Source organism: Vibrio sp. CCB-PB317, from assembly GCF_022808245.1.
Lineage (GTDB): Bacteria > Pseudomonadota > Gammaproteobacteria > Enterobacterales > Vibrionaceae > Vibrio > Vibrio diabolicus.
In genome coordinates, this window is record NZ_JALGNU010000001.1 from 1,339,044 (window position 1) to 1,357,582 (window position 18,539).

An 18,539-nucleotide genomic window follows, 5' to 3' on the forward strand; every position below is an offset into this window, starting at 1 on the left:
CTAAGCTTGAGAATATTTAATGCGTTGCTCGATGATGCCGCCACCTAGACATACGTCATCTTTATAAAACACTGCTGATTGACCAGGCGTCACTGCAATTTGTGGTTCATCAAAGATCACTTTAATGTTTTCATCATCGATCGGGATGATTGTACAAGGAATATCTTCCTGACGGTAACGAGTTTTCACTGTGCACTTCATAACATCGCGAATTGGCTCACGATCTACCCAGTGAAGTTGTGACGCAAGTAGACCTTCTGATTTTAGCATCGGGTGGTCTTTACCTTGGACTGCGATTAGCACGTTACGCTCTAGGTCTTTTTCACCAACAAACCACGGCTCTTCGTTACCACCGCCGCCTTTACGGCCACCGATGTGTAGACCTTTACGCTGACCTAGTGTGTGGTACATCAAACCTTGGTGTTGACCGATCACTTCGCCTTCTGGCGTTTCGATATTACCAGGCTGAGCAGGAAGGTAACGACCGAGAAAGTCGGTAAATTTACGCTCACCGATGAAACAAATACCTGTCGAGTCTTTCTTCTTCGCTGTTACTAAACCTTGCTCTTCCGCAATACGGCGTACTTCAGGTTTCTCTAAATCACCAACAGGGAAGAGGCTACGGCCAATTTGTTCGTGGCTTAGTGTATATAGAAAGTAGCTCTGGTCTTTGTTGCCATCTAGGCCACGCAACATCGCTGGTTTCTCACCGTTATCCGGGAAAGAGCGACGTACGTAGTGACCCATTGCAATGTAGTCAGCATCAAGCACTTCATCAGCGAATTCTAGGAATGCTTTGAACTTGATTTCTTTGTTACAAAGAATGTCAGGGTTCGGTGTACGACCCGCTTTGTATTCAGCAAGGAAGTACTCAAATACGTTATCCCAGTATTCGGCAGCAAAGTTGATGGTGTGTAGATGAATGCCTAGCTTGTCACATACTGCCTGAGCATCAGCAAGATCTTCTGCTGCTGTACAATATTCTTCGTTGTCATCTTCTTCCCAGTTCTTCATGAACAGGCCTTCTACTTGGTAGCCTTGTTGCTTGAGAAGATACGCAGAAACAGATGAATCAACGCCGCCGGACATACCGACGATGACTTTCTTTTGGCTGTTATCAGACATTACTAAACACCACTTAAATAAACGGGATGCAGATTCTATCAGAATCCACAGACCGGTGACAGATCCGAGATCGAAATCACAATTCGTTTCGCTGCATTTTTCTTCAACAGAAATTCGAACGGGCAATTTCGCAAGTATAGAAGAGGTATATATGGCATAGTTGGCAAAAATCCAAGAGGAAAGTCCAAATGACAGAAGAAAACCAGTTTATGCAAGAAGCCGAGTTGATTGAAATTGTTGAAAACCAACTTGAGGACGGCAATCCATTAAAAGTTAAAGAGACGCTAATGCGCTTAATGATGACAGGGACACCTAGAGAAGAAGCGGTTGCAATGATGGCATGTGCCATGTCGATTGAAATTTTCGATGTGATGAAAAATGAAGGTGAGTTCAACCTAAAGCGTTACTGCGAGCACCTTGAGCAACTGCCAGATCTAAGTTTTATGGAAGGTGAATAAGGAGTCTAGAAGAAAAAAGTGGCTAGCAAACGTTTGCTATAATTGCTTTTATTGCCGCTTTATTATTAGCGGTATAGAATCCGTTCTCCTTTTCATCCCCTTACTCAGACTGACAATATGAAATTTCCTGGACAACGCAAATCGAAGCACTATTTTCCTGTTCATGCTCGTGACCCGCTGGTGAGCCAAGCACAAGAAAGCAAGAAGATGACGCGCACTCACATCATTGGTATTGACCAAACTTTGGTTGATATTGAAGCTAAAGTTACAACGGATGTGATTGAAAAGTACGGTCTGAGTAAAGGTCACTCTTTGGTTATTGATGACGAAAGAGCAGAAGAGTTGTACCAGCAACTTAAAGAAGAGAACTTAATTACCAATGAGTATGCGGGTGGCACAATTGGTAACACGCTACACAACTACTCTGTGTTAGCAGATGATCGCTCTACGCTGCTTGGAGTGATGAGCCAGGATATCAAAATTGGCAGCTATGGCTACCGTTACCTTTGTAATACATCAAGCCGCATGGACTTGAACTACCTACAAGGTGTTGATGGCGCTATCGGTCGTTGTTTCGCTCTTATTACAGAAGATGGTGAGCGTACTTTTGCGATCAGTGAAGGGCAAATGAACCAACTGCATCCTGATAGCATTCCAGAAAAAATCTTTAAAAATGCATCGGCGCTTGTACTAACGTCATATTTAGTACGTTGTAAAGAAGGCGACCCAATGCCTGAAGCAACAATGAAAGCGATTGAGTACGCGAAAAAGAATGATGTACCCGTTGTTCTGACTCTTGGGACGAAGTTCGTTATTCAAGATGACCCGAAATATTGGCAAGAATTCATTCGAGATAACGTTTCAGTCGTTGCGATGAATGAAGATGAAGCAGAAGCTCTGACGGGTGAGTCAGACCCACTTGCTGCATCTGATAAAACACTGGAGTGGGCAGATCTAGTATTGTGCACCGCGGGGCCTGTAGGCCTATTTATGGCGGGTTATACGGAAGATAGCGCGAAGCGCGAAACTTCTTTGCCATTACTTCCGGGGTCAATCGCTGAATTTAATCGCTATGAATTTAGTCGTCCGGCGAAAAAAGATACATGTGAAACACCAATAAAAGTGTACTCACATATCTCGCCATATATGGGTGGTCCAGAAAAAATCAAGAATACCAATGGTGCAGGTGATGCTGCGTTATCTGCTGTTCTTCATGATATGGCGGCAAACAAATACCATAAAGAAAATGTGCCTAATTCAAGCAAGCACAGTAACGAATATTTAACTTACTCTTCTTTTTCTCAAGTATGTAAATACGCAAACCGTGCGAGCTACGAAGTTCTCGTGCAACATTCTCCACGTTTGTCACGTGGGCTTCCTGAGCGAGAAGATAGCCTAGAAGAAGCATACTGGGAACGTTAATACACAGTAGTTTAATTAACCATTCTATAACTAAAGTAAAAGGCGCATTAAAAAATGCGCCTTTTTTATTTGTAATGAACCAAATAAAAAAGGCTCCCATTGGGAGCCTTTTAAAAATAGCGCGGATTTAGATCAGGAAATCATCCAGAGATTTACCTGCATCAAGTTGCTCTTGAATTGCAGAAGGTGTACGACCTTGGCCAGTCCAAGTCTTCTCATTACCGTTTGAGTCTGTGTATTTGTATTTAGCTGGACGAGGTGCACGCTTCGCTTTGCCTTTCGTCTTAGTTTCGCCAGATAGCGCAGTAATAAGCGCTTCTACGTCAATACCGTCTTGAGCAATTTTCTCTGCGATCTCTGCTAGCTTAGCTTCTTGCTCAGCTTGTGCTGCACGTTCTGCTTCTTCTGCTTCACGACGCTCTTCTACGACAGTAGTTAGTTTATCTAGAGCTTCTTCCAATTGTTCTAGAGTCAGCTCACGAGAAAATGCACGAAGGCTACGGATATTTAGAAGGGTTTTAGTCAGCTCTGACATAACGATTCCTATTAAAAGGTTAATGTGTTGGGCACTTTTTATCGTTACGATTAAATAATGCCAATCTATAAATAAACAAAGAGTCCTTATATTTAACTTTATCTTTTCCTTATGTGCAAATACTAAATCAAGATTTTGTTTAAATTTAGCTATTTTTTTAAAGCAATAAATATTATTACACTCGAAATAAATCTTATTAGATGAGAATTGAAATCAACACTCGTTATTGTATAGAGATAGAGCTAGCTTGGTTTTTATAAAAAAAGTTGAGTTATTACTTAAAAATATGAAGCGTCCATCTTTGATGGAGTGTCATATATCCTTAATTTATTGATACAAGATAAACCATGATATTTTTAAGGTAGTAATAATGTTTCATAAATAACAAAATTGATGTGATTTCAGTTGCACAAAACTAACTTGAAGTAGACAAGGTTTATAAATTATCTCAGTCATTATTTATTTGTTTAATTTAGTTTGATGTGTTGCATTGACTCTCATCATAAGTACAATGGCTGCTACCTGATGCAATATTGCAGACAATTTGTTGTTAATTTGTACAGTTAGTGGTTAATTGTTTGTTGTTGCCGTAGAGGCGCGGTCTCGAAGAGTAGCTATTATTGGGGTGATGCCAATGAATAATAGTGGAAGGCGAAGATTGCCGAAGTAAGTAACTCATCAAAGTTACTTGCTGGGGTTGTATCTGAAAGGAACAACACTGCCATAGTATATATTCACATTAAACTATGGAGCGCTACTGTAGGGTTGGGTGGAGTGTTCGCTTCCCTGTCGCTAAGTTCAACATGAGCACGTATCGTATGCTACGTGACTTGTCTGCAGTAGATCTCTAGCCAAACTTTGGTTTTTGAAGATCATGAATTTAATAGATTTTTCTAGTTCTCCTGTTTCATTATTGCCACCTATTGTCGCTTTGACTTTGGCGATTCTGACTCGACGTGTATTAGTTTCCTTAGGTGTAGGTATCGTGCTGGGTGCGGTTCTACTTAATAGCTGGTCTATCGGTGATACCGTTAGTTACGTGAGTTCTCAAGTTTCTTCTGTCTTTATTGAAGATGGCGGAATTAACACTTGGAACATGAGCATTGTTGGTTTCCTAATCTTATTAGGTATGACAACTGCGTTATTAACGCTATCTGGTGGTACTCGTGCATTTGCCGAATGGGCACAATCTCGAGTAAAAAGTAAACGCGGCTCCAAACTTCTTGCTGCCTTTTTAGGCGTATTCATTTTTGTCGACGATTACTTTAACAGCCTTGCTGTTGGTGCCATTTCTCGTCCAGTAACCGATCGTTTTTATGTGTCTCGCGCGAAGCTTGCATACATTCTAGACTCAACTGCTGCACCAATGTGTGTGATCATGCCTGCTTCTAGCTGGGGTGCTTACATTATTACGATTATCGGCGGTATCTTAGTCTCACATGGGATCACTGAGTATTCGGCTCTTGGCGCGTACGTTCGTCTTATTCCAATGAACTTCTACGCAGTTTTTGCACTGCTTATGGTGTTTGCTGTGGCGTGGTTTGGCCTCGATATCGGTAAGATGCGTGAGCATGAAATCTCTGCATCTCAAGGCCGCGGCTTTGATAAAGACAAAGAAAACGACTCGCAAGAAGCGCATGATCTAAACGAAGAGCTAGATATCCGTGAAAGCGAAAAGGGTAAAGTGTCAGACTTGGTACTTCCTATCGTGACGCTGATTATTGCGACTATCGCTTCTATGCTTTACACGGGTGGCCAAGCATTGGCTGCTGACGGCAAAGAGTTTGCGCTTCTAGGTGCGTTTGAAAATACAGATGTAGGCACATCACTAATCTACGGTAGCTTGCTTGGCTTAGCTGTCGCATTATTTACTGTTGTGAAGCAAGGTCTTCCAATGGGTGAAATTGCACGCACACTATGGATTGGTGCTAAGTCTATGTTTGGCGCGATTCTAATCCTAGTATTTGCCTGGACTATCGGTTCGGTTATCGGTGATATGAAGACGGGTTCTTACCTTTCTACAATGGCTCAGGGCAATATCAATCCACATTGGCTACCGGTTATCCTATTCTTGTTGTCTGGTCTAATGGCATTTTCAACAGGTACTTCTTGGGGTACGTTCGGCATTATGCTTCCAATCGCGGGTGATATGGCTGGTGCAACCGATCTTGCGCTAATGCTCCCAATGCTAAGTGCAGTTTTAGCCGGTGCCGTTTTTGGTGACCATTGTTCACCTATCTCCGATACCACTATTCTGTCGTCGACTGGTGCACGTTGTAATCATATTGATCATGTATCGACCCAGTTGCCTTATGCATTGTCCGTGGCGCTAGTTTCCTGTGTTGGCTTCATTACTTTGGGGATGACTGCGTCAATTGCATTCTCATTCATCGCTGCATCAATCACATTTATTATTGTATGTGGAGCACTTTCTTGGTTGTCGAAGTCTAAAATGGCATCGTGCCAAAATGTCTAGTACAGCTCAGTATTTTTAATAAAGAGGAAGCTCCGCTAAATTTAGCGGAGCTTTTTTTTAACGCGATTTAGGTGAGGGGGGCAATCGCGTTTTTGGGGATAATCGTTTCGTGTTAAAAGCGAGCTATTTGTGTTCTGAGCACTCCTTTCTGTGCTGTGATAGAAAATCTATCAACCGACTTCTTCTTAGCTCTAAGCAAAGACTATGCCTAGTTTAAGTTGTTGATTTTAAAGGCGGCAATATCAAGAGGTTTATGATGAGGGGCTAAGTAAATGATATATGATGAGTTGTCTGTTACACAGTGTCACGTTACACCTGTACAGCAACTAAACATTTAAGTTGTATTTCTTTATTAGACGATAAAGCGTTGTTCTTGAAATACCAAGATGACGTGCAGCCGCACTCATATTGTGCTTATTTTCTTCGATAGCTTGCAGTAGGTAGTCAAGATCAATTTGGTCCACTGAAGGAAGTAATTGCCTTTCATTATTATCAAGGCCCAAGTCAGCGACGAGAAGCGTGTGATCTTCACACATGACAATCGCTCGTTGGATTACATTTCGCAGTTCTCTTACGTTACCTGGCCAACGATGCTTGAGGAGCTTGGCTTTCACTTTATCCGACATTTTTTGTACCTGACCATGAGACAAATCGGTCAAGAAGTGTTCTGATAACATAAGGATATCTTTCCCACGCTTTCTCAGTGGAGGAATAGTTAATGGCAAGATATTAAGCCGATAGAATAAATCTTCACGGAATCCGCCTTGTACAACCTCATTTTTCAAATCCACGTGGCTCGCAGCAATGACTCTACAGTCCACGTCAATGAATTTATCAGCGCCGACTTTATGGATTTGCTTACTTTCTAAAAAGTGCAGAAGGTGGATTTGTAGATCCGGCGGCATATCACCAATCTCATCTAGGAATAGGGTACCTCTATGCGCTTTTTGAATAAAACCGATACGATCTGAAATCGCTCCTGTAAATGCTCCTTTTTCGTGACCGAAAAGTTCGGACGCAATAAGACCACTTGGAATTGCGCCGCAGTTAACTTCAACAAAAGGTGCCGAGTGTCTGTTCGACAACTGATGAATAAGACGAGCACAGAGACCTTTGCCCACCCCTGTTTCACCCTGAATGAGTACTTCAGCATCACATTGAGCGTACTTTTGGATTGCCGTGCGAAGTTCTTGGATACATGCACTATTGCCGATTAATGGGTATAGTGTTGTATCGCTGAAATCCACAGCTTGTTTGTTACTACCGTTACGCAGTTTCATGGTTAATCACTATTTTTTGCCCCACTCAAATAATAGTTTTGAATGAGTCGTCTCAAACGTGAGTGGATGTCTCTTTATTGAGAATGATGTCAATTACTAAGGGCGGTGAGATCTAAATAGTTGTTTTGATGAAAATTCATACTATTCTTCTTTTTCTTTAAGAATAGGGTTGAATAGAAACCTAATTTCTACCCATATACTCAACTGAAATTAAATTTAAATCCTTTAAAATCAAGTAATTATAAAAAATAGTTAGAAAATGCTAAATTCAGTATTGAAAAATATAGAATCCTTGGTTAGTGTGGTTACTAACGAAGCAACTCAATAGAGCCTTAAATAAGTATGCGTAATTTTGTAATGAACATTCATCACCATCATCACCCAATCTAGTCTTTCGGGCGATGCACGCATACCCGGGAGGCAGGAAACTCCCGGAGGTGAAATCAAAGTAAAAGCAGATTTTAAACCCTCGGGAGACTCCAATCTCTCGAGGGTTTTTTAGTTTTATTAATTCAAAAATTACTTAGATATCAAAATCTTGCACAGGGAAAAAGCAATGCAAACACAACGCTTAAGAATCGCAATTCAGAAAAAAGGTCGCCTTAGCAAAGAGAGCCAAGCTCTGCTAAAACAGTGCGGCGTAAAATTTAATGTAATGGGTGAGCGTTTAGTGGTTCACTCGGAGAACATGCCAATTGATTTGCTTTTGGTTCGTGACGATGACATCCCTGGCTTGATCATGGATGGCGTGGTTGACCTTGGTTTCATCGGAGAAAACGAACTAGAAGAAGTTCGTCTTGATCGCAAAGCTTTGGGTGAGCCATGTGAGTTTGTTCAACTTCGTCGACTGGATTTTGGCGGTTGTCGCTTGTCTATCGCTATCGACAAGGATGAAGAGTACAACGGTCCACAAGACTTAGCTGGTAAGCGTATTGCCACAACTTACCCTCAACTCCTAAAAGCTTACATGGATGAAGCAGGCGTTCCATTCTCCACATGTATGCTAACTGGCTCTGTAGAAGTTGCACCTCGCGCAGGTCTAGCTGACGCTATTGCTGATTTGGTATCGACTGGCGCAACGTTAGAAGCGAATGGCTTAAAAGAAGCGGAAGTGATCTTTAAATCTAAAGCGACGCTGATTCAACGTATCGGTGAGTTTGATGCAGACAAAACAGCACTGATTGAAAAACTACTGACTCGCATGCAAGGCGTACAACAAGCGAAAGAGTCTAAGTACATCATGCTTCACGCGCCAGCTGAAAAGCTCGATCAAATCAAAGCACTACTTCCTGGTGCTGAGGATCCTACGGTTCTTCCTCTTTCTGCAGATAAGCAGAAAATGGCTGTTCACTTAGTGAGTTCTGAAAACCTGTTCTGGGAAACCATGGAACAGCTAAAAGAGTTAGGGGCTAGCTCAATCCTAGTGCTACCAATTGAAAAAATGATGGAGTAAACATCATGAGAACAGTCGTTTGGCAATCTTTAAGTGAAGAGCAGCAAGATTCGATCTTAGAACGTCCTGCTATTGCAGAAGGTGCAAATATCACTGCAGCAGTGTCTGAGGTTATCGCTAAAGTTAGAAATGAAGGCGACTCTGCTCTCAACGAGCTGACAGAAAAGTTTGATCGCGTTAAACCTGAGTCCATTCGTGTTTCTTCTCAGGAAATTAAAGCCGCTTCAGAGCGCTTGTCTGAATCAATGAAAAACGCATTAGAGCAAGCTTATGCCAATATTTCTAAATTCCACAAAGCGCAAAAGCCACAGCCAATTAAAGTCGAAACTCAACCGGGTGTGCTTTGTGAACAGGTAACACGTCCAATTCAAAAAGTGGGTTTGTACATTCCTGGTGGTAGCGCGCCATTGCCATCGACGGTTTTGATGCTGGGCGTGCCTGCGAAAATTGCTGGCTGTCGTAAAGTTGTGCTTTGCTCTCCGCCTCCAATCGCTGACGAGATCCTTTATGTAGCAAAATTGTGTGGCATTGATGAAGTGTACAACGTCGGTGGTGGTCAAGCTGTTGCTGCAATGGCATATGGTACAGAGACCGTATCAAAAGTTGATAAGATTTTTGGCCCGGGTAACGCTTACGTGACGGAAGCAAAGCGTCAGGTGAGCAATGATTTCCGTGGCGCAGCGATTGATATGCCAGCGGGTCCTTCGGAAGTTCTTGTGATTGCGGATGAAACAGCGGACCCAGATTTTATTGCGGCGGACCTTCTAAGTCAGGCAGAGCATGGACCTGACTCTCAAGTTGTACTTGTGACGCCATCAGCCATTATTGCAGATCAGGTGACAGATGCCGTTCGTCGTCAATTGAAAGAGTTGTCTCGTTCAGAGATTGCAGAAAAAGCGCTCGCATCGAGTTTAATCATTATTGCTGAATCGATCACCCAAGCGATCTCTATTTCTAATTATTATGGCCCTGAGCACTTAATTGTTCAGACTAAGAACCCACGCGAGCTTCTGCCTCTATTAGACAACGCAGGTTCGATCTTCCTTGGTGATTGGTCGCCTGAATCTGCAGGTGATTACGCATCGGGCACTAACCACGTTCTTCCTACTTATGGTTACACACGGACATATTCAAGCTTAGGTTTGGCTGATTTTTCTAAACGAATGACGGTTCAAGAGCTTTCAGCTGACGGTCTTAAAAATCTTGCGCCAACGGTTGTCACCATGGCTGAAGCAGAAGGTCTGGACGCCCACAAACGTGCTGTTACTATCCGTGTAGAAAAATTAGCAAGTAAGTAAGAATAAGAGAGTAAAGAGATGGAAAAGCTAGCGCGTAAACAAGTCCAACAACTAACACCTTATCTTTCGGCTCGCCGAATTGGTGGAACAGGTGACGTATGGCTGAACGCCAACGAATCGCCATTCAACAATGAATACAAAACAGACTTTGCTCGTCTTAATCGTTACAGCGAATGCCAGCCGAAAGAACTGATTTCTGCTTACGCCGCGTATGCTGGAGTGAAGCCAGAACAAACGCTGACTTCTCGCGGTGCAGATGAAGGTATTGAGTTATTGATTCGTGCTTTCTGTGAACCGGGTGAAGACGCGATTTTATACTGCCCACCGACTTACGGTATGTACGCCATCAGTGCAGAAACCATCGGTGTAGAGCGCAAAACGGTGCCGCTAACGTCAGATTGGCAACTAGACCTCGCAAGTATCGAAGCGAGCCTGGATAACGTGAAACTGGTTTTCGTATGCTCGCCAAACAACCCAACGGGTAACTTAGTTAAGCGTGACGATATTGTCTCTCTGCTTGAGATGACAAAAGACCGCGCAATCGTGGTCATGGACGAAGCGTATATCGATTTTTGTCCAGAAGCGTCAACAGTAGATTTACTGGCAGAATATCCAAACCTAGCGATTCTGCGTACTCTGTCGAAAGCTTTCGCGCTTGCTGGTCTTCGTTGCGGATTTACGCTAGCAAACGAAGAACTGATTAACGTCCTTCTTAAAGTTATCGCACCATATCCAGTCCCAGTTCCAGTGGCAGAAATTGCCACTCAAGCGCTCTCTGAAGCAGGCCTAGCGCGAGCGAAGTTCCAAGTTCTCGATTTGAACGCGAACCGAGCTTACTTACAAGTTGGTTTGTCGATGATTCCGGGTCTGGAGGTTTTTGAAGGGTGGAGTAACTACTTATTGGTGAAATTCCCAGATGGCGATGCTCTTTTCAAAGCTGCTTGGGATACGGGCATTATCCTGCGTAACTCGCCAATTGAGAACTGCGTGCGTATCAGTGTTGGTAACCGCGACGAGTGTGAAAAGACACTGGGTTTCATTAGAAACTACTATTCATAAATAGAATTCTCAACGTTCTCGGTTTATGCCGAGAACGAAACAAGATTAGTAATAAGGAAGTTCGAGTGAGCAAGCAACAAAAAATCCTATTTATCGACCGAGATGGCACGCTGATTGTTGAGCCACCGATTGATTTCCAAGTTGACCGTTTAGATAAGCTAAAACTAGAGCCATTTGTTATCCCAAGCCTGTTGTCGTTGCAGGATGCGGGATACCGCCTAGTGATGGTAACTAACCAAGATGGTTTGGGTACCGACAGCTATCCACAAGCTGATTTTGATGCTCCACACAACATGATGATGGAGATCTTTGAATCTCAGGGTGTGAAGTTCGATGACGTGTTGATTTGTCCTCACTTTGAAGAAGATAACTGCTCTTGCCGTAAGCCTAAGCTAGGCATGGTGAAAGAGTACCTTCAAGGTGGCAAAGTTGATTTCCAAAACTCTGTAGTGATTGGTGACCGCCAAACCGATCTTCAACTTGCAGAAAACATGGCGATTCGCGGTATTCAATACAATCCAGAAACCATGGGTTGGAAACAGATCCTGAAAGACCTAACGGTGAAAGCTCGTATTGCTGAAGTGATTCGTACCACGAAAGAAACGGACATCAAAGTTGCGGTTAATCTTGATGAGCAAGGCGGTAACGATATCTCAACGGGTCTTGGTTTCTTCGACCACATGCTGGATCAAATTGCGACGCACGGTGGATTCCAAATGGTGTGCAAAGTGGAAGGTGACCTGCACATTGATGATCACCACACAGTAGAAGATACCGCTCTTGCATTAGGTCAAGCCTTGAAAGAAGCACTTGGTGACAAGCGTGGTATTGGTCGCTTTGGCTTTAGTCTTCCAATGGATGAGTGTTTGGCACAATGTGCTCTAGACCTATCAGGTCGTCCTTACCTTAAATTCGACGCGCAATTTAGCCGTGAGCAAGTGGGTGATCTTTCAACAGAGATGGTGGTTCACTTCTTCCGTTCTCTGACTGACACCCTAGCGTGTACGTTGCACCTTTCTTCTGCGGGCAACAATGATCACCACATCATTGAAAGTCTATTTAAAGCGTTTGGTCGTACTTTGCGCCAAGCAATCAAAGTAGAAGGCACTGAGCTACCAAGTAGTAAAGGCGTACTTTAAGGCTAACCTTAGCAAGGAGAAAAACAGTGACAGAACAGAAAGTTGTCATTATCGATACCGGCTGTGCCAACGTCTCTTCAGTGAAGTTTGCTGTTGAACGCCTAGGCTATGACGTAACAATTTCAAAAGATCCGCAAGTTGTATTGTCGGCAGACAAGCTATTCCTACCGGGCGTGGGAACCGCCAGCGAAGCGATGAAGAACCTAGAAGAGCGCGATCTTATCAGCTTAGTAAAACAGGTAGAAAAGCCGCTGTTAGGTATCTGTCTAGGCATGCAACTGTTGGGCAAAGTGTCTCAAGAGAAAGGCCAGAAAGCCGACGAGTTAGTTGACTGTCTTGGACTTTGTGATGGCGAAGTGAAGCTGCTTCAAACCGGCGATTTGCCACTGCCGCACATGGGGTGGAATACCGTTTCTGCAAAAGCAGGCAATCCGTTATTCAAAGGTATTGAAGAGGGTGAGTACTTCTATTTTGTGCACAGCTTTGCGATGCCAGTTGGAGACTACACCATTGCCGAATGTGATTACGGAAATCCATTCACTGCTGCGGTTCAAAGCGGTAACTATTATGGTGTGCAATTCCACCCAGAGCGTTCTTCAAAAGCGGGCGCGAAGCTTATTCAAAACTTCTTAGAATTATAAAAGGGATTTAGTGTGATTATTCCAGCTCTTGATTTAATTGAAGGACAGGTGGTTCGCCTTTATCAAGGTGATTACGGCCAAGTAACCGAGTACAAAGTCGATCCAGCAGAGCAGTTTAATTTGTACCACCAAGCAGGTGCTAACTGGCTACACTTAGTGGATTTGACAGGTGCGAAAGACACAACAGCGCGCCAACTTGATTTGATTGCAAAACTACTCGCAAGCACGCCAGCGAACATCCAAATCGGTGGTGGAGTGCGTACAGAGCAAGACGTGATTGATCTGTTAGAAGCCGGTGCTCAACGTGTTGTGGTTGGTTCTACAGCAGTAAAACAACCAGAGCTTGTGAAAGGTTGGATGGAAAAGTATGGCGCGGAGAAAATCGTTCTCGCTCTAGATATCAACATCGACCAAGACGGCACGCGTAAAGTGGCAATATCTGGTTGGCAAGAAGACTCAGGTGTGACTATCGAAGCTTTGATCAACGATTATCTGACGGTAGGTCTACAGCATGTGCTTTGCACGGACATTTCTCGTGATGGTACGCTAGAAGGCTCAAACGTTGAGCTTTACGTCGACTTATGTAAACAGTACCCACAAGTGCAGTTTCAATCTTCAGGCGGCATTGGCTCATTAGCGGATATCGAAGCACTAAAAGGCAGCGGTGTTGCTGGTGTGATTGTTGGTCGCGCATTGTTAGATGGTAAGTTCACAGCAGAGGAGGCGTTTGCATGCTGGCAAAGCGAATAATTCCATGTCTTGATGTTCGTGATGGACAAGTGGTGAAGGGCGTCCAGTTCCGCAACCACGAAATCATTGGTGACATCGTTCCTCTGGCGCAGCGTTATGCTGAAGAAGGCGCTGACGAGCTTGTGTTCTACGATATTACCGCTTCAAGTGATGGGCGTGTCGTTGATAAAAGTTGGGTCGCTCGCGTTGCTGAAGTGATTGATATTCCTTTCTGTGTGGCTGGTGGTATTAAATCAGCAGAAGACGCAGCGCGCATTCTTGAGTTTGGTGCAGATAAGGTGTCTATCAACTCACCTGCATTGGCGAACCCGCAACTGATTACTGACCTTGCTGATAAGTTTGGTGTGCAATGTATCGTCGTTGGTATCGATTCATACTACGACAAAGAGACAGGTAAGTATCAGGTTTACCAGTTTACTGGTGATGAAGAACGAACCAAAGCGACCCAATGGGAAACGCGTGATTGGGTGCAAGAAGTACAAAAACGCGGCGCTGGTGAAATCGTACTGAACATGATGAACCAAGACGGTGTGCGTAACGGCTACGACATCGAACAACTGAATATGGTGCGCGAAGTATGTAATGTACCGCTGATTGCATCGGGTGGCGCGGGTGCTATGGAGCACTTTGCGGAAGCATACCAAAAAGCAAATGTGGATGGCGCGCTTGCCGCGTCGGTATTCCACAAACAAGTCATCAATATTGGTGAATTAAAGCTGTATTTGAAACAACAAGGCATTGAGGTACGACTATGAGTGTGAAAGCCGCCGAAGTAAGTTCGCTAGCTGAGCGAATCAACTGGGAAAAGGTGGATGGTCTGGTACCTGCCATCGTACAAGACTTCCAATCAAGCCAAGTGCTGATGATGGGTTACATGAACCAAGATGCGCTGGCAAAAACGGGCGAAACAGGTCAAGTGACGTTTTTCTCTCGTACCAAAGAGCGTCTTTGGACCAAAGGGGAAACCTCAGGCAATGTATTACAATTGGTGAACATGCAGCTCGATTGCGACAACGATACGCTACTGGTGAAAGTGAATCCCATTGGCCCTACGTGTCACTTGGGTAACACAACTTGCTGGGATGTGGACCCTCAAGAGGAGTCACAAATGGTGTGGCTTCATCAACTTGAGCAGCTATTGGCTGCCCGCAAGAGTGCCGACCCAGATTCCTCTTATACTGCCAGTCTTTATGCCCGTGGCACCAAGCGTATTTCGCAAAAAGTGGGCGAAGAAGGCGTTGAAGTCGCGCTTGCGGCGACGTCGGGCGATAAGGCGGAGTTAGTGTGTGAATCAGCAGATTTGATTTATCACTTAATGGTATTGCTTCAAGACCAAGGCTTATCGATGAATGACGTAGTGAACAAACTGAAAGAGCGTCATAAGTAAGCTTGCTATAGATAAGTGAAAGCCCCTATGCTCTCGAGCCTAGGGGCTTTTTTAATTTAGTGTTCTTGATTCGGGGGTAAAAACCGGCAACAGTGCTGGTGGCGATTAGATTCTGAATCACGCTCGTCCCTCGCTGTTCAGAATGACGGAATATTTTCTAATGGTATTTGAAGTCGCGTTATCTATTTCAAACGAAAGTACATATTCACGTTATTCCGACGAGCTTAGGTGAGATCATAAATCTCAATAAAGCGAGCTCAATAAGCTAAGCGTGGATGCCTTTACCCACAACACTTCTTAAACTTCTTACCGCTTCCGCAGATACACGGATCGTTACGACCTAGCTTTAGGCTACTAACTGGCTGGCTCAATCGTGGATCCTGTTCTGGTTCTTCTTCTGGCTCTTCTTCAGGAAATGTGCCGTCAATGTAGTACCAAAGCCCATTTTCTTTTACGAAGCGAGAAAGTTCTGTCATACAGTAGCGTTTGCCGTCTTCATCAAAATAAGCGCTAAACTCGACAAAGCCTTCATTGTCATTACTGCCAGCTTCTGTTTTTAATACTTCAAGTTTGCACCAATCGCTGTCGATAGATTGGGCAATGCCTTCTCGTTGTTCTTCTGCATTACAGCTTGGGTGGTACGTGTTCACCACGTAATCTACTAGACCTAACACATGCGCACTGTAACGAGAGCGCATTAACTGCTCCGGAGTGGTAACGTCAGCATGGTTATTGTGGGCAATTTCACAACACTGTTGGTAGGTGCGGTTAGAGCCGCAAGGACAAGAAGAAGCCATAAAATGAAATCTCGATTAATTAAGCGGTAAAAACAAACAACCTCACATCAGTGAGGCTGCAGTATTCTTTGGGGCATTATAGCGATTTAGGGCGTTTGAGACAGCAGTTCTTGAGCCCACTCGGTAGATTGATTAAAAGCGTCTGCTAATTGAGGCTCGGTTAATTTAAGAACGGTGCAATACCGCTCAGCTAATTCCCAGTCTGCTTGTTCGTAGGCGATCGTCATTGAAAGTAAGTGGCCAAGTACGCCTTTTCGACTGGTTAATGCGAGTTTTATATCTTCGTCAACGGGGATATCTTCAATGACATCCGAGAGCGGTTGATCGAGCAACGAACCGAGTAGAGAAAACATTCCCGTTAAAAAAGCCTGCCCAGGGTCATACCTAGTGTTCATTTGACTAAGTAACAGTTCACACATTCTTGCACGCTGAATCGCTAAGGAGTAAAGAGAATCTGGTTTATCTTCTTGAACGGACGCAATGGCAACTAAGGATATGAAGCGTCGTAGTCGCTCTTCACCCAGATAAATAAGTGCTTGTCTGAACGACTTAATCTTGGTCGTTAATGTATAGCCTGAATTAACGTAAGTAAGCAGCTTGTATGATAGCGTCACATCAATCGAAAACAGACGTTCCACTTCATTGAAGTCGATGGGCTTATCTGCAATCTCTTTACAAAGCTGGATGACGGTAAGAAACGCGGGGTTCAACCGTTTTTTCTGGATCATCTCAGGCTTGCTGAAAAAATATCCCTGAAAGTAGTTAAAACCGGCTTCTAAAGCTTGCTCAAACTCTTCGTAGGTCTCTACCTTTTCCGCAAGAAAGTCGATTTTAAATGGGCTTAATGCCTGAATAAAAATAGCGGCTTTCTTAATCGGTACGAGTCGAATGTCAAACTTGATCATGGAAACGTATGGAAGAAAACGTTTCCAAGCCTTCGTCGGCACAAAATCATCTAAAGCAATTTTGTATCCGCATTCATGCAGGTGCTTGATGGCTTCTAGCAACTCTTCTGTCGGTTCACAATCTTCAAGGACTTCAATGACGAGAGACTCTTTGGGAAACAGAGTTGGGACCAGATTCACTAAGCTTTGATGCGGAAAGTTAACAAAGCCAAGTTTGTTCCCTAATGTGTTGTAATGCGTCGACAAAAAATGATCGGATAGCAGTCGACTAGTAGCCAGCTCTGGTTCTACTTCAGGGAAGGTATTTTTAGGACCGTCTCGAAAGAGAAGTTCGTAACCTATGGTTCGTTTTTCTCTATCCAGAATCGGTTGGCGAGCTACGTAAGAATACTTCAATTAGGTACTTCGTTCTGTTTAACTTAGTATTATGATAATAGCGATTTTTTACAAAATATCTACGACTTGAGCGTGAATCTTCTACACGCTCTACATGCTTAACGCAAATTCTGTATGAATGGTCTCGTTTGTAGGTCAAAGCCATCAGAATTTACTTGTAAAACTGAGCCTTGCGTATACCAATCCCCTAAAACTATCCGGGTCTTTTTAACGCCATCGACGTCAAAAAAATGTGTATTCGGGCGATGAGTGTGACCATGAATCATTAAGTTGACGCAATTCTGAGACATCACTTTCTCGACTTCATTTTGATTGACGTCCATGATGTCTAAAGGCTTGCTCATTTTATCATCACGAATATCGGATTGAACTTTTGAGACAATTTTCTTCTTAATAAACCAAGGAATGTGATTAAACAGCCACTGCAACCAAGGTTGATGAACAGTCTTACGGAATTTTTGATAATCAATGTCGTCAGTACACAGGGTGTCACCGTGGAGAATAACCGCTTTAGTACCATAAAGGTCTATGAGGCTAACTTCATCCAGTAATGTAATGCCTGTCTCTTTACAGAAGCGTTTTCCCAATAGGAAGTCGCGATTGCCCTGAATGAAATAAACAGGAACGCCAGTCTTTGTTAGTTGCTGGAACTCAGTACGGATTTGATTGGCAAAAGGAGTTTTGTCATCGTCTCCAACCCAAAACTCGAACAGATCGCCTAATACATAAAGTGCATCGGCTTTCGTTGCTTCTGTTCGCATGAACGTCACAAAACATTCCGTAATATCCGGACGCGATGGGGTGAGGTGAAGATCGGAAATAAATAATGTTGTCATAGAAATAAGGGGAAGCGATGCCTCCCCATTAACTTATCTCTTAGAAATAATTCTTACGAATTATTCTTCAATTGTTGTACCAGTGATTACTACGTCCTCTAGAGGTACGTCTTGGTGCATGCCGTAAGAACCAGTGCTAACGCCTTTGATCTTATTTACGATGTCCATGCCTTCTACAACTTCACCGAATACACAGTAACCCCAACCATCTAGGCTTTCGCTACGGAAATCTAGGAATGTGTTGTTGTTTACGTTGATAAAGAACTGAGAGCTTGCTGAATGCGGTTCCATAGTACGTGCCATAGCAAGTGTACCCACTTTGTTGCTTAGGCCGTTGTTTGCTTCGTTCTTGATAGGTGCACGTGATGCTTTTTCACGTAGACCAGGTTCCATGCCACCACCTTGGATCATGAAACCGTCAATAACACGGTGGAAAAGAGTGTTGTCGTAAAAGCCATCGCGGCAGTACTGAAGGAAGTTTGCGCTAGTCTCTGGCGCTTTCTCTTCGTTTAGTTGAATCTTGATGTCACCAAAATTAGTGTGAAGGGTGATCATGCTACTTTCCTTTACTGTGTTGTGTTG

18 protein-coding genes, 1 riboswitch and 1 other annotated feature are annotated in these 18,539 nt (G+C 43.6%); of the genes, 11 read left to right on the forward strand and 7 right to left on the reverse strand.

Going from position 1 to position 18,539, the window contains the following annotated elements:
- On the reverse strand, positions 1-1,125 hold the full coding sequence (gene mnmA, locus MTR11_RS06260; RefSeq protein WP_005390857.1) for a tRNA 2-thiouridine(34) synthase MnmA: 1,125 nt from the start codon (positions 1,123-1,125) through the stop codon (positions 1-3).
- Between the two features lie 188 nt (positions 1,126-1,313).
- On the opposite strand from mnmA, the gene MTR11_RS06265 reads away from it, so the two are divergent.
- Together MTR11_RS06265 and MTR11_RS06270 are read left to right on the forward strand one after the other, a co-directional pair.
- A complete protein-coding gene (locus MTR11_RS06265) occupies positions 1,314-1,583 on the forward strand; it encodes a hypothetical protein (protein WP_005390859.1) in 270 nt (89 codons plus the stop codon).
- Positions 1,584-1,700: 117 nt separating this feature from the next.
- Positions 1,701-3,005, forward strand: coding sequence for an inosine/guanosine kinase (locus tag MTR11_RS06270; protein WP_005390861.1), 1,305 nt, complete (start codon positions 1,701-1,703; stop codon positions 3,003-3,005).
- A gap of 127 nt (positions 3,006-3,132) precedes the next feature.
- Here the strand turns inward: MTR11_RS06270 and MTR11_RS06275 are convergent, their stop codons facing one another.
- Complete coding sequence (locus tag MTR11_RS06275; RefSeq protein ID WP_005390863.1) at positions 3,133-3,540, reverse strand: H-NS family nucleoid-associated regulatory protein; 408 nt, start codon at positions 3,538-3,540, stop codon at positions 3,133-3,135.
- A gap of 582 nt (positions 3,541-4,122) precedes the next feature.
- Positions 4,123-4,305: riboswitch (Lysine riboswitch) on the forward strand.
- A gap of 109 nt (positions 4,306-4,414) precedes the next feature.
- On the opposite strand from MTR11_RS06275, the gene tet(35) reads away from it, so the two are divergent.
- The gene (gene tet(35) / locus MTR11_RS06280) at positions 4,415-6,016 is read left to right on the forward strand and encodes a tetracycline efflux Na+/H+ antiporter family transporter Tet(35) (protein ID WP_005390865.1); all 1,602 of its coding nucleotides are present in this window, start codon (positions 4,415-4,417) and stop codon (positions 6,014-6,016) included.
- Positions 6,017-6,342: 326 nt separating this feature from the next.
- Here tet(35) and MTR11_RS06285 read toward each other — a convergent pair whose 3' ends face one another.
- A complete protein-coding gene (locus MTR11_RS06285; protein WP_243327151.1) occupies positions 6,343-7,296 on the reverse strand; it encodes a sigma-54 interaction domain-containing protein in 954 nt (317 codons plus the stop codon).
- Positions 7,297-7,661: 365 nt separating this feature from the next.
- Positions 7,662-7,799 (forward strand) — a sequence feature (His leader region).
- Positions 7,800-7,852: 53 nt separating this feature from the next.
- Here MTR11_RS06285 and hisG point away from each other — a divergent pair.
- From hisG to hisIE, 8 genes are all read left to right on the forward strand, one after another.
- Positions 7,853-8,749: an ATP phosphoribosyltransferase gene (gene hisG / locus MTR11_RS06290; RefSeq protein ID WP_005390869.1), complete on the forward strand. Its 897-nt coding sequence runs from the start codon at positions 7,853-7,855 to the stop codon at positions 8,747-8,749.
- Positions 8,750-8,754: 5 nt separating this feature from the next.
- Positions 8,755-10,047, forward strand: coding sequence for a histidinol dehydrogenase (gene hisD / locus MTR11_RS06295; RefSeq protein ID WP_005390871.1), 1,293 nt, complete (start codon positions 8,755-8,757; stop codon positions 10,045-10,047).
- An 18-nt stretch (positions 10,048-10,065) separates the two neighbouring features.
- Positions 10,066-11,106: a histidinol-phosphate transaminase gene (hisC, locus tag MTR11_RS06300; RefSeq protein ID WP_243327152.1), complete on the forward strand. Its 1,041-nt coding sequence runs from the start codon at positions 10,066-10,068 to the stop codon at positions 11,104-11,106.
- Between the two features lie 65 nt (positions 11,107-11,171).
- Positions 11,172-12,245, forward strand: a complete 1,074-nt coding sequence (gene hisB, locus MTR11_RS06305) for a bifunctional histidinol-phosphatase/imidazoleglycerol-phosphate dehydratase HisB (RefSeq protein WP_203342277.1) — start codon at positions 11,172-11,174, stop codon at positions 12,243-12,245.
- 26 nt (positions 12,246-12,271) lie between these two features.
- Positions 12,272-12,886 (forward strand): imidazole glycerol phosphate synthase subunit HisH, encoded by a 615-nt coding sequence (gene hisH, locus MTR11_RS06310; RefSeq protein ID WP_243327153.1) that lies wholly within the window; start codon positions 12,272-12,274, stop codon positions 12,884-12,886.
- A 12-nt stretch (positions 12,887-12,898) separates the two neighbouring features.
- On the forward strand, positions 12,899-13,636 hold the full coding sequence (gene hisA, locus MTR11_RS06315) for a 1-(5-phosphoribosyl)-5-[(5-phosphoribosylamino)methylideneamino]imidazole-4-carboxamide isomerase (protein WP_005390889.1): 738 nt from the start codon (positions 12,899-12,901) through the stop codon (positions 13,634-13,636).
- Positions 13,618-14,391, forward strand: a complete 774-nt coding sequence (hisF, locus tag MTR11_RS06320) for an imidazole glycerol phosphate synthase subunit HisF (protein ID WP_054867303.1) — start codon at positions 13,618-13,620, stop codon at positions 14,389-14,391. Before hisA ends, hisF begins: the two co-directional genes overlap by 19 nt.
- A complete protein-coding gene (hisIE, locus tag MTR11_RS06325) occupies positions 14,388-15,023 on the forward strand; it encodes a bifunctional phosphoribosyl-AMP cyclohydrolase/phosphoribosyl-ATP diphosphatase HisIE (protein ID WP_048626222.1) in 636 nt (211 codons plus the stop codon). Before hisF ends, hisIE begins: the two co-directional genes overlap by 4 nt.
- Positions 15,024-15,304: 281 nt before the next feature.
- Here hisIE and MTR11_RS06330 read toward each other — a convergent pair whose 3' ends face one another.
- The 4 genes from MTR11_RS06330 to MTR11_RS06345 form a co-directional block, all read right to left on the reverse strand.
- Positions 15,305-15,820: a YchJ family protein gene (locus MTR11_RS06330; RefSeq protein ID WP_237311841.1), complete on the reverse strand. Its 516-nt coding sequence runs from the start codon at positions 15,818-15,820 to the stop codon at positions 15,305-15,307.
- A gap of 86 nt (positions 15,821-15,906) precedes the next feature.
- Complete coding sequence (locus MTR11_RS06335; protein WP_005378158.1) at positions 15,907-17,121, reverse strand: EAL and HDOD domain-containing protein; 1,215 nt, start codon at positions 17,119-17,121, stop codon at positions 15,907-15,909.
- A gap of 98 nt (positions 17,122-17,219) precedes the next feature.
- Positions 17,220-17,957: a UDP-2,3-diacylglucosamine diphosphatase gene (lpxH, locus tag MTR11_RS06340; protein WP_006743038.1), complete on the reverse strand. Its 738-nt coding sequence runs from the start codon at positions 17,955-17,957 to the stop codon at positions 17,220-17,222.
- 60 nt (positions 17,958-18,017) lie between these two features.
- Positions 18,018-18,512 (reverse strand): peptidylprolyl isomerase, encoded by a 495-nt coding sequence (locus tag MTR11_RS06345; protein ID WP_005390900.1) that lies wholly within the window; start codon positions 18,510-18,512, stop codon positions 18,018-18,020.
- Positions 18,513-18,539: the final 27 nt, after the last annotated feature.

Bases quoted from the DNA above. Each gene is read 5' to 3' on its own strand.
- mnmA (WP_005390857.1), bottom strand. From the start codon at position 1,125: ATGTCTGATAACAGCCAAAAGAAAGTCATCGTCGGTATGTCCGGCGGC.
- MTR11_RS06265 (WP_005390859.1), top strand. From the start codon at position 1,314: ATGACAGAAGAAAACCAGTTTATGCAAGAAGCCGAGTTGATTGAAATT.
- MTR11_RS06270 (WP_005390861.1), top strand. From the start codon at position 1,701: ATGAAATTTCCTGGACAACGCAAATCGAAGCACTATTTTCCTGTTCAT.
- MTR11_RS06275 (WP_005390863.1), bottom strand. From the start codon at position 3,540: ATGTCAGAGCTGACTAAAACCCTTCTAAATATCCGTAGCCTTCGTGCA.
- MTR11_RS06285 (WP_243327151.1), bottom strand. From the start codon at position 7,296: ATGAAACTGCGTAACGGTAGTAACAAACAAGCTGTGGATTTCAGCGAT.
- hisG (WP_005390869.1), top strand. From the start codon at position 7,853: ATGCAAACACAACGCTTAAGAATCGCAATTCAGAAAAAAGGTCGCCTT.
- hisD (WP_005390871.1), top strand. From the start codon at position 8,755: ATGAGAACAGTCGTTTGGCAATCTTTAAGTGAAGAGCAGCAAGATTCG.
- hisC (WP_243327152.1), top strand. From the start codon at position 10,066: ATGGAAAAGCTAGCGCGTAAACAAGTCCAACAACTAACACCTTATCTT.
- hisF (WP_054867303.1), top strand. From the start codon at position 13,618: ATGCTGGCAAAGCGAATAATTCCATGTCTTGATGTTCGTGATGGACAA.
- hisIE (WP_048626222.1), top strand. From the start codon at position 14,388: ATGAGTGTGAAAGCCGCCGAAGTAAGTTCGCTAGCTGAGCGAATCAAC.
- MTR11_RS06330 (WP_237311841.1), bottom strand. From the start codon at position 15,820: ATGGCTTCTTCTTGTCCTTGCGGCTCTAACCGCACCTACCAACAGTGT.
- lpxH (WP_006743038.1), bottom strand. From the start codon at position 17,957: ATGACAACATTATTTATTTCCGATCTTCACCTCACCCCATCGCGTCCG.
- MTR11_RS06345 (WP_005390900.1), bottom strand. From the start codon at position 18,512: ATGATCACCCTTCACACTAATTTTGGTGACATCAAGATTCAACTAAAC.